Origin of the sequence: Streptomyces sp. NPDC088733, from assembly GCF_044751185.1 — a bacterium.
GTDB lineage: Bacteria > Actinomycetota > Actinomycetes > Streptomycetales > Streptomycetaceae > Actinacidiphila.
Genome location: NZ_JBIVLH010000044.1, coordinates 1 through 16,813, shown reverse-complemented (window position 1 = coordinate 16,813; position 16,813 = coordinate 1). Strand labels below are relative to the sequence as shown.

At 74.0% G+C, this 16,813-nt stretch carries 1 protein-coding gene and 3 pseudogenes; all 4 read right to left on the bottom strand.

The features are described 5' to 3' along the window. Positions 1-181 precede the first annotated feature (181 nt). Positions 182-2,741, bottom strand: a pseudogene (locus tag ACIP64_RS40175) (type I polyketide synthase); the annotation flags it as partial. 45 nt (positions 2,742-2,786) lie between these two features. Then, a pseudogene (locus ACIP64_RS40170) lies at positions 2,787-8,402 on the bottom strand (SDR family NAD(P)-dependent oxidoreductase); the annotation flags it as partial. A 60-nt stretch (positions 8,403-8,462) separates the two neighbouring features. Further along, positions 8,463-14,678: pseudogene (locus ACIP64_RS40165) on the bottom strand (type I polyketide synthase); the annotation flags it as partial. 475 nt (positions 14,679-15,153) lie between these two features. Next, positions 15,154-16,813 (bottom strand): phosphopantetheine-binding protein (locus tag ACIP64_RS40160; RefSeq protein WP_401597470.1); only part of this gene is annotated, 1,660 nt, incomplete at its 5' end.

Below are 16,813 nucleotides of genomic sequence, written 5' to 3'. Positions count from 1 at the left end.
CCGACGTCAGGTTCCGGCTGGTCTCCGTCTGCGGCACCCAGTACTTCCTGCGCTGGAAGGCGTACGTCGGCAGGTCCACCCGCTCGCCGCCGAGGCCCGAGAAGACGTCGCTCCAGCGGGACTGGACGCCGGCGACGTACAGGGTTCCGAGCGCGGCCCACAGCGTGGACACTTCCGGCTGGTTCGCACGCAGCAACGGCGCCAGCACGACCTCCTGCCCCTCCTCCACGTCGCTGCCGACGATGCCGGTCAGCGTCCCGTCGGGACCCAGTTCGACGAACCGGTCGGCTCCGGAGCGGCGCAACTCCGTCATACCGGCGGCGAAGTGCACCGTGCCGCGGACATTGCGGACCCAGTACTCCGGCGAGCACAGCTCGTCCGCGGAGACCGCACGGCCCAGGACGCTCGACACGATCGGGATCGCCGGATCGGCGTAGGCCACCGTCTGTGCGACCTCGCGGAAGCCGTCCAGCATCGGCTCCATCAGCGGTGAGTGGAACGCGTACGGCATCCGCAGCCGCCGGGTCCGCCGGCCCAGCGCGGCGAAGTGCGCCTGGATCTCGTCGTTCGCCGCCTGCACACCGGACACCACCACCGCGGTGGTGCCGTTGACCGCGGCGATTCCCACCTCGTCCGCCCGGCCCGCCACCAGCGGCGCGACCTCCTCGGCAGTGGCCTCGACCGCCGTCATCGCGCCGCCCGGCGGCAGCGCGTGCATCAGCTTGCCGCGCGCCGCGACCAGCCGTGCCGCGTCCGCCAGGGTCAGCACCCCGGAGGCGTGCGCGGCGGCGAGCTCGCCCACCGAGTGGCCCAGCAGATGGGCCGGGCGTACCGCCCAGGACTCCAGCAGCCGGAAGAGGGCGACCTGAACGGTGAACAGGGCGGCCTGGCCGTAGTCCGTGCGGTCCAGCTCCCGCGCCGCCTGCTCGCCGGGCTCGGCGAAGAGCACCTGCAGCAGCGGCCGGTCCAGGTGCTTGTCGAACTCCGCGCACGCGGCGTCCACCGCGTCCTTGTACACGGGGTAGCGGTCGTACAGTTCACGGCCCATACCGGGCCACTGCGTGCCCTGTCCGGAGAAGAGGAACGCGGTCGAACCCTCGGTACGGCGCCCGGTGACAACTCCCGGGACCGTCCGCCCCGCCGCCAGCGCCTCCAGCCCGCGCAGGTACCCGGCCAGGTCCGTGCCGGAGACGACCGCCCGCTCCGCGAACGCCGACCGGGTGGTGGCGAGCGACAGCGCCACCGACGCCGTGTCCGCTCCGGGTCGCCGGGCGAGGTGGTCCACAAGCCGTGCGGCCTGGTCCCGCAGCGCCGCCCGGCTGCGTCCGGAGAGCAGCCAGGGAGCCTGCGGAGCGGCGTCACCTGTCCGGTCGGCCGGTGACGGCCGCTCCTCCGCCGGTTCGGGGGCCTGTTCGAGGATGAGGTGGGCGTTGGTGCCGCTGATGCCGAACGAGGAGACGCCCGCCCGGCGGGGGCGGCCGCGGTCGGGCCACGGGGTTTCCCGGTCGAGCAGCGCGACGGCGCCCGCGCTCCAGTCGACGCGGGTGGAGGGCCGGTCGATGTGCAGGCTCCTGGGGAGCGTGCCGTGCCGCAGCGACATGACCATCTTGATGGTCCCGGCCAGTCCGGCGGCGGCCTGGGTGTGGCCGATGTTGGATTTGACGGAGCCGAGGTGGAGGGGGTGTTCGGCGGGACGGTTCTGGCCGTAGGTGGCGATCAGTGCCTGTGCCTCGATGGGGTCGCCGAGGACTGTGCCGGTGCCGTGCGCCTCGACCGCGTCGACGTCGGTGGTGGCCAGTCCCGCCGAGGCCAGGGCCTCGCGGATGACGCGCTGCTGAGAGGGTCCGTTCGGTGCGGTCAGACCGTTGCTGGTGCCGTCCTGGTTGACGGCGCTGCCGCGGACCACGGCCAGCACCGGATGCCCGTTCCTCACCGCGTCGGACAGCAGCTCCAGGACCAGTACGCCCCCGCCCTCGGCCACGGCGATACCGTCCGCCGAGTCCGAGAACGGTTTGCAGCGCCCGTCCGAGGCGAGACCGCCCTGTCCGCCGAACCCGGCCGACAGGTAGGGGGTGGTGAGCACGGTCGCCGCGCCGGCGAGGGCCAGCGAGCACTCCCCGCGCCGCAGGGCATGGGCCGCCAGGTGCACCGTCACCAGTGCCGAGGAGCACGCGGTGTCCACCGTGATCGCCGGGCCCTCGAGGCCCAGCACGTACGACAGCCGGCCGGAGGCCGCGCTGTTGGACAAGCCGGTGATCTGGAACGCCTGGTACTCGGCAGGAGCCTCCTGCATGAGGTAGGTGTAGTCGGTCATGCTGATGCCCGTGTACACGCCGGTACGGCTGCCGCGGATGGTGGCCGGGTCGATGCCGGCCCGCTCCAGGCCCTCCCACGCGCACTCCAGCAGCAGCCGCTGCTGAGGGTCCGTCCCGTGCGCCTCGCGCGGTGATATCCCGAAGAAGGCGGCGTCGAACGCGGCGGCATCGGGCATGAAGCCGCCCAGCCGGACGTCGGTGGTGTCGTCGCCGGTGTCCCAGCCGCGGTCGGTGGGGAAGGGCGAGATCGCGTCCACACCGTCGGCCACCAGCCTCCAGAGGTCTTCCGGGGAACTCACCCCCCCCGGGGAAGCGGCAGCCGATGCCGACGATCGCGACCGGTTCGGTGTGCTGCTGCCGGACCGCGCGCAGCCGGCCCCGGGCGTCGTGGAGTTCGGCAGTGACCTTCTTGAGGTAGCCGACCAGTTCTTCCTGCGTAGCCATGTGTGGCTGCCTTTCCGGTGCCCGATCTCAGGCGATGCCGAACTCGTTGTTGATGAAGCGGACGATCTCGTCCGCCGAGGCGTCCTGCAGCCGGTCGGTCACCGCGGCGTCCTGTACCGCTGGTTGGTGGCGCTCCCGCCAGCGGGCCGCCAGCCGTTCGAGGCGGGCCGTGATGTCCGCGGCGTCCTCGACCGAGGAGGCGGCGTCCAGCTCCGCCTCCAGGCGGTCCAGCCCGGCCCGCAGGCGGTCCGTACCGGCGCTCGCGGACAGGTCGGTGAGCAGCCGCTCGGCGAGCGCGGCCGGGGTGGGGTGGTCGAACACCAGGGTCGCGGGCAGCTGCAGCCCGGTCTCGGCGGTCAACCGGTTGCGCAGCTCCACCGCGGACAGCGAATCGAGCCCCAGCTCCCGGAACGCGGTCTCCGTGTCCACCGCCGAGGCCCTGGTGAAACCGAGCGCGGTGGCCGTGTGGGCGCGTACCAGCTCCAGCACGGCCTGCCGCCGCTCGTCCCCGGTGAGGCCTGCCGTTCGCGCCGGGAACGACTGCGCCGGCTGCCGGACCGCGGCCGGCGGCCGCCGGACGGCGGTGCCACCGAGCAGACCCCGCAACAGCGGATGCGACACCTCGGCGCCGGTACGCGTCCGCAGCGCGGGCAGGTCCAGCACCGCCGGCAGCAGGACAGGTTCCGGCCGGCCGAGCGAGCGGTCGAACAGCCCCAGGCCCTCCTGGGCGGAGAGCGCCCCGGCGCCCGATCGCCGCACACGGTCCAGGTCGCGTTCCAGGAGGTGACCGCTGATCCCGCTGGCGGGCGACCACATGCCCCAGGCGAGGGACGTCGCGGGCAGACCGAGCGCCGCGCGGTGGCGGGCGAGCGCGTCCAGGAACGCGTTCGCCGCCGCGTATCCGCCCTGCCCGGGGTTGCCGAGCACGCCTGCCGCGCTGGAATACAGCACGAAGGCCGAGGGCGACAGGTCCCGGGTGAGTTCGTGCAGGTGCCAGGCGCCGTCCACTTTCGGCGCCAGCACACTGCCGATCCGTTCCGGGGTCAGCGAGGTGATGACGCCGTCGTCCACGACGCCCGCGACATGCACCACGGCGGTCAGCGGCCGGTCCGCGGGAAGGGACGCGAGCAGCTCGGCGACCTGGCCGCGGACGGACACGTCGCACGCCGCCACCACGACCTCGGCGCCGGCCTCGGCCAGCTCCGCCACCAGTACCGCGGCGCCTTCGGCGGCCGGACCGCCGCGACCCGCCAGGACAAGGCGACGAACGCCGTGCTCGCGGACCAGATGGCGGGCGAGGAGCGCACCGAGGGTGCCGGTGCCGCCGGTGACCAGTACCGTGCCCTCCGGGCCGGGGCCGGGAGCCGCCACGGGGGCGTCGGCGGCCTTCGCCAGCAGCGGTACGGAGACGATCCCGTCACGCACCATCATCTGCGGCTCGCCGCAGGCCACTGCGGAGGCGAGCACGGCGGTCGAGGCGTCGGCCCCGTCGGTGCCCTCCCGGTCGTCGAGGTCGAGCAGCGTGATCCGGTCCGGGTGTTCGGCCTGGGCCGAGCGGACCAGGCCCCAGATAGCCGCGTCCGCGAGACCGGCTCCCGCACGCTCCTGCGCCGTCACGGCGCCGCGGGTCACCAGGACCAGACGGGAGGACGTGAAGCGCTCGTCCGCCAGCCAGGCGTGCAGCGTCTCCAGCGCGAGCCCTGTCGCGGCGCGTACCGCCGCCGGCAGCGCCCGTCCGGCGGGGGACGTGGCGAAGGGGACCAGGACCACCGGCGGTACCGGGAGTTCGTCGGCGACCGCCCGCAGCCCCGGGTACGACCGCACCGGCACACCGGCGCGCGTGAGCCGGGACACCAGGGACAGCGGGTCGTCACCCACGACCGCCCACCCCGGTGCGGCCGGTACCGCGGCAGCGGGGGCGAGTGGAAGCGGCAGCGGGGTCCACTGCAGGGTGTACAGCGCGGCGGGGGCGCCCGGCCGGTTCGCGGCGGCGGGTGCGGCGGGCAGCGGCCGGGTCAGCAGTGAGTCGACACTCGCCACCAGGCCTCCCGCGGGGTCGGTGGCCACCAGCGCCATGGCGCCCGATCCGTTGTCCGAGATCCTGACCCGCAGTTCGCGCGCGCCCGTGGCCGACAGCCGCACACCGGACCAGACGAAGGGCAGGCCGGGTTCGCGGGTGCCGCCGTCGGCGTCCTCGGCCGCGAGGGCGTGGAGGGCGGCGTCCGACAACGCCGGGTGGAGGCCCATCAGTTCCGCATCCGCGGTCAGGTCCTCGGGCAGCGCCACCTCGGCGAAGACCTCGGCGCCGCGCCGCCAGGCGGCCCGCAGCCCGCGGAAGCGCGGACCGTAGTCAAGTCCCGCTTCCGCCAGCCGCGCGTACAGGCCGGGCACGTCCACCGGTGACGCTCCGTGCGGCGGCCAGCTCTCCTCCTGCTTCTGCGGGGACGGCGGCAGCGCCGTGCCTCCGGCGAGCAGGCCGGTGGCGTGCCGGGTCCACGGTGTCTCCGGAAGACCGTCGTCCGGCCGGGAGTGGACGTGCAGCGTCCGGCGTCCGTCCTGGTCGCCGTCCCCGATCGCGAGCTGGATCAGCACGCCGCCCTGCTCGGGCAGCACCAGGGGTGCCTCAAGGGTGAGCTCGTCCACGGCACCGCAGCCGGCCTCGTCGCAGGCGGCGAGGGCGAGTTCGACGAAGCCCGTGCCCGGCAGCAGGACCGCACCCTGTACCCGGTGGTCCGCCAGCCAGGGATGCGTCCGCACCGACAACCGGCCGGTCAGAACGGTGTCGCCCTTGCCGGCGAGGCGGACGGCCGCCCCGAGCAAGGGGTGTCCGCTGGGCCGCAGTCCGGCCGCCCGGACACCTCCGGTCCGCCGGGCGGCGGGCATCCAGTAGTGCTCGTGCTGGAAGGGATAGGTGGGGAGTGCGGTGGCGGTCGGGTGGGTGGGTTCGAGGACGGTGGTCCAGTCGGCGGTGATTCCGTGGTTGTGGAGTCGGGTGAGGGCGGTGACGAGCGTGGGGTGTTCGGGTTCGGCGCGACGGAGGGCCGTGGTGGTGAGGGTGGTGGGGGGCAGCGTGCTCTGGCCGAGGGTGGTGAGGGTGGTGTCGGGCCCGAGTTCCAGGGTGGCGGTGGTGCCGAGGCGGGTGAGGGTGGTCAGGGCGTCGTGGTAGCGGACGGTGTGGCGTATCTGCCGGGTCCAGTAGTCGGGGTTCCGGAGGGTGTCGGCGTCGGTGAGTTCGCCGGTGAGGGTGGAGATGACGGGGATGGTGGGGGAGTGGTAGGTGAGCTGACGCGCGGTGCTGCGGAATTGTTCGAGAATGGGGTCCATGTGGTGGGAGTGGAATGCGTGACTGGTCTTCAGGGGGGTTGTCCTGTAACCGAGGTCGGCCAGGTGGGTGCTGATCTCCCGCATGGCGTCGGTGTCGCCGGACAGGACGAGGCCGGCGGGCGCGTTGACGGCGGCGATGGCGACGTGGTCCAGCCAGGGCGCCAGGTGGGGGGTGATGTCCTGTTCCGTGGCGTTGACGGCCGCCATGGTGCCGGTCCGGGGGAGGGTGTCCATGAGGATCGCGCGGGTGGCGACGAGGGTTGCGGCGTCGTGGAGGCTGAGGACTCCGGCGATGTGTGCGGCGGTGATCTCGCCGATGGAGTGGCCGATGAGGTGGTCGGGACGGACGCCGAAGGTCCGCAGCAGGTGGTGGAGTGCCGTGCCGAGGGCGAAGAGCGCGGGTTGGGCGTAGCGGGTGTCGTGGATGAGACGGGCGTCGGGTGAGTCGGGATGGGCGTGCAGGATCCGGTGGAGGGGGGTGTCGTAGTGGGGCTGGAGGTGGGCGATGGCCTCGTCGAAGGCTTCCGCGAAGGCGGGGTAGTGGTGGTAGAGGTCCTTTCCGGCTGAGGGGCGCTGGCTCCCCTGGCCGGGGAGGAGGTAGGTCAGGCGCGGGCCGGGGTGGGGGGTTGTGGTCCGGGGATCGGTGGTGAGGGCGGCCAGGGCCTCGGTGAGTTCCTGCGTGGCGGTGCCGACGGCGGCGGCGCGATGGGGGAGGCGGGGTCGGGAGGTGGCGAGGGTGAGGGCGACGTCGTGGGGATCGACGGGTCGTTCGGTGACGTGGGTGAGGAGCTGCCGGGCCTGGTCCTGGAGGGCTTGCGGGGTGTGGGCGGACAGCAGCCACGGCACCGCGATCACCGGCCGGTCGTCCACGGCCGGCAGCCCGTCCGCAGCCCGATCCACGACGCCTGCCGGCTGATCGTTCGCAGAAAGCCGGGGGTACTCCTGCACCGGAACGGGGGACTGCTCCAGGATCAGGTGGGCGTTCGTGCCGCTGACACCGAAGGCCGAGATGCCGGCGCGGCGCGGGTGGCCGGTACTGGGCCAGGGCTGGGACCGGGTGAGCAGCCGCAGGGGTGTGGTGGTCCAGTCGACCTTGGTGGTGGGCCGGGTGACGTTGAGGGTGCGGGGGAGGGTGCCGTGCCGCAGGGCGAGGGTCATCTTGATGATGGCCGCGACGCCGGCGGCGGCCTGGGTGTGGCCGAGGTTGGATTTGAGCGTGCCGAGCCAGAGCGGTTGGTCGTGCGGGCGGTGCGGGGTGTAGGCGTCGATGAGGGCCTGGGCTTCGATGGGGTCGCCGAGGACGGTGCCGGTGCCGTGTGCCTCGATCGCGTCGATGTCACCCGGCGTGAGGCGGGCACGGGTGAGGGCTTCGTGCATGACGCGCTGCTGGGCGGGTCCGTTGGGCGCGGTCAGGCCGTTGCTGGCGCCGTCCTGGTTGACCGCGCTGCCGCGGACCACCGCCAGCACGGGGTGCCCGTTGCGCACGGCGTCCGAGAGGCGCTCCAGGACGAGCATGCCGGCGCCTTCCGACCAGGCGGTGCCGTCGGCGCTGTCCGAGAACGACTTGCACCGCCCGTCGGGTGCCAGACCCCGCTGACGGCTGAAGCCGATGAAGGTGCCGGGGGTCGACATCACCGTCGCGCCGCCGGCCAGGGCCAGCGTGCACTCCTCCAGCCGCAGTGCCTGACTTGCCAGGTGCACCGCGACCAGCGACGAGGAGCAGGCGGTGTCCACGGTGATCGCCGGGCCCTCGAGCCCCAGCGTGTACGCGATCCGGCCGGACAGCACGGAGGCGGCGGAGCTGATTCCCAGGTAGCCCTCGAACTCCTCCGGCACGTCGGTCACATGGCTGTCCCAGTAGTCCTGGCCGCTCGATCCGACGTAGATCCCGACCCGCTGGCCGCGCAGCGTCTCCGGCCGGATGCCGGCTCGCTCGCACGCCTCCCAGGACGTCTCCAGCAGCAGCCGCTGCTGCGGGTCGATGGCGGTCGCCTCGCGGGGCGAGATGCCGAAGAAGGCGGGGTCGAAAGCTCCGGCGTCGATGAACCCGCCCGCCCGCACGTAGCTGGTGCCCGGGTGGTCCGGGTCCGGGTCGAAGAGTGCGTCGAGGTCCCAGCCGCGGTCGGTGGGGAAGCCGGAGACCGCGTCCCGGCCCTCGTCCAGCAGCCGCCACAGTTCGTCCGGCGTGGTCACGCCGCCCGGCAGCCGGCAGGCCATGCCGACCACGGCGATCGGCTCGGCCTGCCGCTCCTCGGCCTCCTGCAACCGGTCGCGCGTCTCGCTCAACTCGGTGGTGACGCGCTTGAGGTAGTCCAGCAGCCGTGCTTCGTTGTTCATGTGCGGTCTCGCATATTCCTGGTCAAGGGGTCCGGCTCCGGCTCAGGACAGGCCGAGTTGCGTGTCGATGAAGGCGAACACCGCTTCGGCGTCGGCCTGGTCGAGCCGTTGTGCGGCCGGGGCGTTCGGCTCCTGGGCCGCCGGGGCACTCAGTCGGGAGGCAAGGGCCGACAGCCGGGAAGCCGCCCGGATGTCTGTCAGCTCCTGCGGGGGCAGGCCGGCCACCAGTGCCTCCAGCCGGTCCAGCTCGGCCAGTACGGCAGCCGCGCCGGTGACGGACTCCGGGAACAGCCGGGTCCGCACATGGGCGGCCAGTGCGGCCGGAGTCGCGTGGTCGAAGACGATGGAGGCCGGGAAGGTCACCTCGGTCTGCGCGGAGAGCAGATTGCGGAACGCGATGGCGGCGAGCGAGTCGAAGCCGAGATCCCGGAAGACCCGCCCCGGCTCCACGGCAGTCGCGTCACCGTGTCCGAGCACGGTCGCCGCCCAGCCCCGGATGCGCGTCAGCAGTTCGCTCTCCTGCTCCGCCCCGGACAGGGCGGCCAGCCTCTCCCGCAGCGACGGCCCGGAGGAAGCGCTGTCCTGGGGGACGGCGTCGCCGGCGCCGGAGCGGTGCTCGGCGAGGACCAGGTCGAGCAGCGGAGGAACCGGGACACCGGTCCTGGCCGCTGCGAGCGTCGCCGCGTCGAGGTCGCCGACCACCACCTGTGTCTCGCCCCGCGCCACGCTCTGGGCGATCGCCCGGACAGCGGTCTCCGGATCCAGGGGAACGCAGTGATCCGCGGGGTCCGGCGCGGGCAGCAGTCCCGACATCACCGGAAGGAGATCGTCCGGTGTCATGGCCAGCAGTGCCGCGGTGTCGGGAGCGACGGGGAACAGTACGGCGTCGTCGGTGCGCAGCGCGAGGTCGAGCAGCGCCATGTTCTCGGCCGCGGGCAGCGGGACCAGCCCTGAGGCCCGCAGGTGCCGCAGGTCGTCCGCCGACAGCCGCCCGCTCATGCCCGCCGGGGCGTCCCACAGACCCCAGGCCAGTGCCGTCGCCGGCAGGCGTAGGGCGTGCCGGTGGCGGGCCAGGGCGTCCAGGAAGCCGTTCGCCGCGGCGTAGTTGGCCTGTCCAGGGCCGTTCAGCGTGCCGGCAACGGACGAGAACAACACGAACGCCGACAGCGGGAGGTGCCGGGTCAGTTCGTGCAGGTGCCAGGCGGCGTCCGCCTTCGGCGCGAGCACCGTGTCCAGGCGTTCGGGCGTCAGCGAGGTCAGGGTCCCGTCGTCCAGAACGCCCGCGGTGTGGATCACACCCGTCAGCGGGTGCCCAGCCGGAACCGACCCCAGCAACGCCGCCACCTGCCCGCGATCCGACACATCGCACGCCACCACGTCCACCTGCGCGCCCAGCGCGGACAACTCTTCCCGCAACTCCGGTGCACCCGGGGCCTCCAGGCCGCGCCGGCTCACCAGCAGCAGCCGCCGCACCCCATACCGCTCCACAAGATGACGCGCCGTCACCGCTCCCAGGCCGCCGGTGCCACCGGTCACCAGCACCGTCCCGCCCTCGGCGAACGACACCGCCCCGGAACCGGCGACCGCCCGCACCAGACGCGGCACCACGACCCCGCCCGCGCGCACCGCCACCTCGGGCTCCGGACACCACAGTGCCTGCTGCCAGTGGGCGGCGCCCGCTCCCGGTTCCCAGTCCAGCAGTGTCACCCGACCGGGGTGCTCGGCCTGCGCGGAGCGGACCAGCCCCCGCAGTGCCGCCGCCACCACCGCGCTCTCACCGCCGCCGGCAGCACCGCCCTCGAACGCCACCACCAGCCGCGACCGCGAGAACCGCTCCTCCTCCACCCACCGCTTCAGCACACCCAGCAGTTCGCCCAGCGCCGCACGCGTACACTGCGGAACCCCTGCGCCCTCCACACCCAGCGGAGCGGGCAGCACCACCACACCCGGCACCACCGCCGACCCCGCCAGATCCACCCCCACCGGCACCGACACGCCCGCACCCCGCAACGCGTCCACCACCCCGCCACCCGCACCCCACACCGCACAACCACCCACCACACCCGACACCGACGACCGCTGGGGTACCCAGGCGATCCGGTGCAGGCCGGGCCGGTCGTGTTGGCCGTCCGCCGGGACGCCGGTTCGGTCCTCGGCGTCGGCGGTCGCCCAGGAGTCCCAGGCCACGGTGCTCGCCCGCAGGCCGCGGGCCCGCCGCATATCCGCGACGGCGGTGAGGAACGCGCCGGTGGCCGCCTCCACAGCGCGGCCGCGGCCACCCCAGAGCGCCGATGCCTGGGTGACCAATACGAAGGCGTCCAGGTCCCGTTCGGCGAGCAGACCGTCCAGGTGCATCGCACCCAGTGCCGCGGCCCGGCCGGCCGCACCGAACTCGGTGAGCGACGACAGCGCCAGTTCGCGACGCGGAGCCCGGGCTCCCGCCGCGTGGACCACCGCGGTCAGCGGGTGGTGTGCGGGCAGGCGGTCCAGCAGGCCGGACAGTTCGGCGTGGTCCGTCACGTCGCAGGACGCGAAGGTGACCTCGGCTCCCGACGCCCTGAGATCCCGGGCCAATTCGGCTGCCTCGGGGGCGCGTTCGCCGCTACGGCTGACCAGGAGCAGGTGCTCGGCACCCTGCCCGGCCAGCCAGCGGGCCGCACGGCTGCCGACGGTCCCGGTTCCGCCCGTCACCAGCACCGTCCCGCGCGGCCGCCACGGCTTCGCCGGTCCCGCGGTGTCCAGCGGGTCCGGCAGCAGCCGCCGGACGAGAATCGCGTCCGGCCGTACCGCCAACCGATCCTCCGCCGTTCCCCGGTCCAGCAGCGCGCCCAAGGAGCCCACAAGCCCGGCGTCCGCCTCCGTCGACAGGTCGACGATGCCGCCCCACAGATCGGGCTGTTCCGTGGCCAGCACGGCAGCCAGCCCCCAGAGCGCGGCCTGTTCGGGACCGGCGAGGCTTTCGCCGTCCCGCGCCGCGACGGCTCCGACGGTCCCGAGCCACAGGCGTGCGCCGACGGCCCGCGCAGCGGCGACCAGGGCATGGGTGGCCTCGAAACCCCGGGAGAGCCAGGACCGGTCGGCGGACGGACGCCGGTCCAGGCCAAGCAGGGAGAACACTCCGTGGGGAAGCCGGCCGGGCCCGTCCTGCGCCAGCAGCGCGCCGAGGCCGGCCGGGTCGTAGGCGTCGTCGGGGACCCGCACCAGCCGGGCCCCACCCTGGGCGAGAGCAGCCGCGATCTCCTCCGCGGACCCGGACCCGCACGAGGACCCGGACGCGGGCACCAGCACGCACCAGCCCTGCGGCAGCCCGCCGAGCGTTCCGCCGGCCGTTTCGCCGCCTGCCGGGAGCTCCTGCCACACCGTTCGGTACCGCTGCCGGTCCAGCACCGCGACGGACCGCTCCTCGCGGTGCCACGCGAGCAGCGCGGGGAGGACGGCGTCCAGGGACGCACGCTCCCGCGGACCGTCGAGCCGCAGCGTGCCGGCCAGGGCATCGCCGTCCCCGCGCGCCACGGCCTGCCAGAACTGTTCAGCGGCAGCCGTACCGCCCGACGTGGAGGCCTGGGGCGTGCCCGAGCCGGCGGGCCGGTCCGTGCCCAGCCAGAACCTGCTGCGCTGGAAGGCATACGTCGGGAGGGCCACCGACCGGGCGCCCGATCCCGCGTGGAAGGCCGCCCAGTCCGTACGGAGGCCGGACGCGTGCAGCCGGGACAGCGCCGTGACGACCGTCCGCGCCTCGGGCTGCCCGTCACGCAGCAGGTCCACGGCCACCGGAAGCGTTCGGACGTCGTCGAGTGCTTCCTGCACCATGGCGGTGAGCGCGCCGCCGGGGCCCACTTCGACCCAGCGACGCACGCCCTGACCGGCCAGGTGCCGCACGGCGTCGTGGAAGCGCACAGCCTCCCTCGCCTGACGCACCCAGTGCCCGGGGTCGGCGAGTTCGGCGGCGGACAGCGGACGGCCGGTGAGGGTCGACACCACCGGTATCCGCGGCGCCACGGCCGTCAGCCCCGTGGCCACCTGCCGGAACTCCCTGGCCACGGCGTCCAGGTGGGGCGAGTGGAAAGCGTGGCTGACCCGCAGCCTCTTCGCACGCCGCCCCCGGGCCTCCAACTGCCGCACGATGTCCAGCACGTCCGCGCGGTCGCCCGAGACGACCACCGAGGCCGGTCCGTTGACCGCCGCGATCGCGACCCGGTCGGTGCGACCGGTCAGGAGCTCGGCCACCTCGGACTCAGCCGCTCCCAACGCGGCCATCGCCCCGTCCGCGGAAAGACCCTGCATCAGCCGGCCACGGGCCGCGACCAGCGCCGCCGCTTCGTCCAGCGACAAGGCACCGGCCACGTGCGCGGCCGCGATCTCTCCCACCGAGTGGCCGCTCAGGTAGTCCGCGGCGAGACCCCAGGACTCCAGCAGCCCGAAGAGCGCGGTCTCCACGGCGAACAGTGCGGGCTGGGTGTACTCCGTGCGGTCCAGCAGAAGGGAGCCGGCCGAGCCCTCGGCCGCGAACAGCACGTCCCGCAGCGGCCTGTCCAGATGCGGGGCGAAGGCTTCGCAGACCCCGTCGAGCGCGGCGGCGAACGCCGGGAACGCCGCGTACGACTCCCGCCCCATCCCCGGGTATTGCGAACCCTGGCCGGGGAAGAGGAATGCCGTCGCCCCGTCCTGCACGGTGTCGCGCACCACGGCCGGGCCGCTGCCGCCGGCCGACACCAGGTCGAGTCCGGCGGCCAGCTCGTCCCGGTCCGCGGCCACCACCACAGCCCGGTGCGTGAGGGAGGCACGCGAGGTGGCAGCCGAGTACGACACGTCCACCAGACGTGTCCCGGGATCGGCGTCGAGCCGCCGGCGCAGGCGGAGGGCCTGTTCACGGACGGCCGGCTCTGACGCGCCCGACAGCACGACGGGAAGCGGAGTCCGCGGACCGCTCCCGGTCCGTTCGGGCTCCAGCGAGTCCTCGGCGGTCACCGGGTCGGGGGCCTCCTCCAGCACGACATGCGTGTTGGTGCCGCTGACTCCGAACGCCGACACCGCGGCCCGCCGCGTGCGTGCCGATCGCGGCCAGGGGGCCGGTTCGGTCAGCAGCCGTACGGCACCGGCCGTCCAGTCCACCGCGGTCGTGGGTTCGGCCGCGTGCAGCGTGCGGGGAAGCAGCTCGTGCCGCATCGCCTGCACCATCTTGATGACCCCGCCGACACCGGCCGCGGCCTGGGTGTGGCCGATGTTCGACTTGAGGGACCCCAGCAGCAGCGGGCGATCCGAGGCGCGGTCCCGGCCGTAGACGGTCAGCAGCGCCTGGGCCTCGATCGGATCCCCCAGCCGGGTCCCCGTCCCGTGCGCCTCCACCGCGTCCACCTGGTCGGCGGTCAGTCCCGCGGCATCCAGCGCGTCGCGGATCACCCGCTGCTGGGCCGGGCCGTTGGGGGCGGTCAGGCCACTGCTGGCGCCGTCCTGGTTGACGGCCGTTCCCCGGACGAGGGCCAGCACCCGGTGGCCGTTGCGCCGGGCGTCGGAGAGCCGCTCCAGCAGCAGTACGCCGACGCCCTCGCTCCATCCGGTGCCGTCCGCGCCGGCCGAGAACGCCTTGCAGCGCCCATCGGGGGACAGCCCCTGATGACGGCTGAACTCGATGAAGACATCAGGCGTGGACATGACGGTGGCGCCGCCGGCCAGGGCTAGCGAGCACTCGCCGCCGCGCAGTGAGCGGACCGCGAGGTGCAGGGCGACCAAGGACGAGGAGCAGGCGGTGTCCACGGTGACGGCCGGCCCCTCCAAACCGAAGGTGTAGGCCACCCGTCCCGTCATGATGCTCGGAGCGCTCCCGTTCATGAGGTAGCCCTCGAGCTCTCCCGGGTCCTGCGGAGCCAGCGTGGCGTAGTCGTTGTAGACGACGCCGGCGAACACGCCCGTCCTGCTGCCCCGCAGGGAGTGGGCGTCGATGCCGGCGGTCTCGAACGCCTCCCAGCACGTCTCCAGCATCAGACGCTGCTGGGCGTCCATGGCCATGGCCTCGTTCGGGCCGATTCCGAAGAAGGCCGGGTCGAAGTCGGCGGCGTCGTGCAGGAAACCACCGCGGCGGGTGTAGCTGGTCCCCCGGCGGTCCGGGTCCGCGCTGTAGAGCGCCGCCAGATCCCAGCCCCGGTCGGTGGGGAACTCCGATGTGGCGTCGCGGCCCTCGGACACCAGCCGCCAGAGTTCATCGGGAGTACTGACGCCTCCGGGGTAGCGGCAGCCCATCCCGACGATGGCGATCGGTTCGCGGTCCCGGTTCTCGGCGTCGCGCAACCGCATCCGGGTGTCGCGCAGGTCGGCGGTCGCCTGCTGGAGGTAGGCAAGCAGCTTGGCCTCGTTGTTCACCACAGTCCCCTCGATGAGTACACGCCGTGACAGCACACCGCTCCCTGTCGGATCGCGTGCCGTCGCGTCTTCGGAGCCGGGGCCTGTTGCCGGATACCTCGCGGTCAGTGGGCACGCGGGGCACTCCGGCCGGTCCCGCACCGAGTCGTGGCCGCGGCGGGGAGGGCCCTGGGGCGGTGCGGACCGCGGTATCCCCGGATCGTTTCGACCCTAGGCTTCGCGCCCGTGCCGCTGACCCCTAGGGCCCCCCTAGTCCCCCCTTAGAGGTGGCAGCTGACGTTCCGTCGGGGCCCGGCGGCCGGCAGCGGAGGACGGGCAGGTCGGGCACATGCCGCGCCCCTGCCCGGGCGAAGGCTGCCGGCCGGTCGCCACGCGCTCATCCGGTCGGGCCGGCCCCGTCTCCGTACGCGCCGTCCAGATAACTGAACAGCTCCTCCGCGTCCGCCGTCCGCAACGCGCTGGACGCCTCCCGATCCGTCTCGGGCATCCCCGCCGGCGCGGCCTGCTCCCACCGCGCCGCGAGCTTGCGCAGCCGGGCACCCACCCGCAGGTACTCGTCCTCGTCCGGCAGGGCTGCGGAGAGTGCCGACTCCAGGTCGGCGAGCCGCCCGTCCACAGCGGATCGCTCCCCGGCCAGCAGCAGGGTTCCCAGGTGCCCGGCCATGGCCGCCGGCGTCGGGTGGTCGTAGGCCAGGGTGGCCGGCAGCGTGAGCCCGGTCGCCGCGGCGATCCGGTCCCGCAGTGTGAGGGCGGTCAGCGACTCGAAGCCGAGTGCCACGAACCCCCTTTCTGCGTCCACGGCGCCAGGGTCGTGGTGGCCCAGCACCGTGGCGGCCTCGCCGCGGACGAAGTCCAGCAGGGCGCGCGGCTGTTCGGCCGGCGCCAGCTCCGCCAGCCGGGACCGCAGGACACCCGGATCGTCCGGTGCGCGGCCCGCCGCCGTCCTGCGGGCGGCGGGTTCCGTGGCGGCGGCCGGTCCGGCCGCCCCGCTGACGGGCTCGGGAGCCGGGAGAACCGGCCCGGCCGCTTCCGCCGGCCAGGAGGCCCGCTGGAACCGGACGCGCCGCACGGAGGCCACCGGCTCACCCGCCGCGTCGGCGAGCCAGAACCTGGCGCCGTCTTCCGCCACCGTGGCCCGCACCCGGAGCGTCGACGCGCCGACCGCATAGAGCGAGACGCCCGCCCAGGTCGCGGGCCACGTCTCCAGCGGATCCGTCCCCAGGGCGGTGCGGACGGCCAGGAGCGCCCGGTCGAGGAGGACGGGGTGCAGGCCGAACGCGGATGTGTCGTCGGCCCCTTCCCCGTACGGTGCGGCGACCTCCGCATACACGTCGTCCCCGTGCCGCCACAGTCTGCCCGGCGCCGCGCCGCCGCCTCCGTGCACCTCTGCGGGCCGGTCCGCCTCGCGGGGGGTGACAGGGACAGCGCCAGGAGGAGGCCAGGAAGCCAGGCCGAAGGCATCGCCGGCGCTCCCGCCTTCCCCGGTGGCCGAGACGGCGTCGGCGGTCAGGCGTCCCGTCGCGTGCCGGGTCCACGGAGCCGCGAAGCGATACGGCGGCCCGGCAGGCTCCGGTTGCGAGTGCACGGAGAAGGGCCGAGCCCCGTCCGGGCCCGGATCGCCCACGTACACCTGGATCCGCAGCGCCCCGCGCTCGGGCACCACCAGCGGTTCCGCCAGGGCGAGTTCCTCGACCCGGCCGCACCCTGCGCGGTCGCCCGCGCGGATCGCCAGATCGAGCAGGACCCCGCTCGGCAGGGGGGAGCCGTCGCGGTACGCGGCGGACGCCCACGGGACGGTGTCCGGTGAGAGCCGACCGGTGAAGACCAAGGACTCGGTTCCGGCCAGCGCTGCGACGGCTCCCAGCAGCGGATGGTCGGACCGGTCCAGCCCGGCGGCCGCCACATCCGCGGCCGTCCGGTTGCGCGTGGGCCAGTAGCCGGTGTGTTGGAAGGCGTAGGTGGGCAGGGGGATTCGGCGGGGGTGGGTGTTGGTGTAGGCGGGGGTCCAGTCGACGGGGATCCCGCGGGTGTGGAGC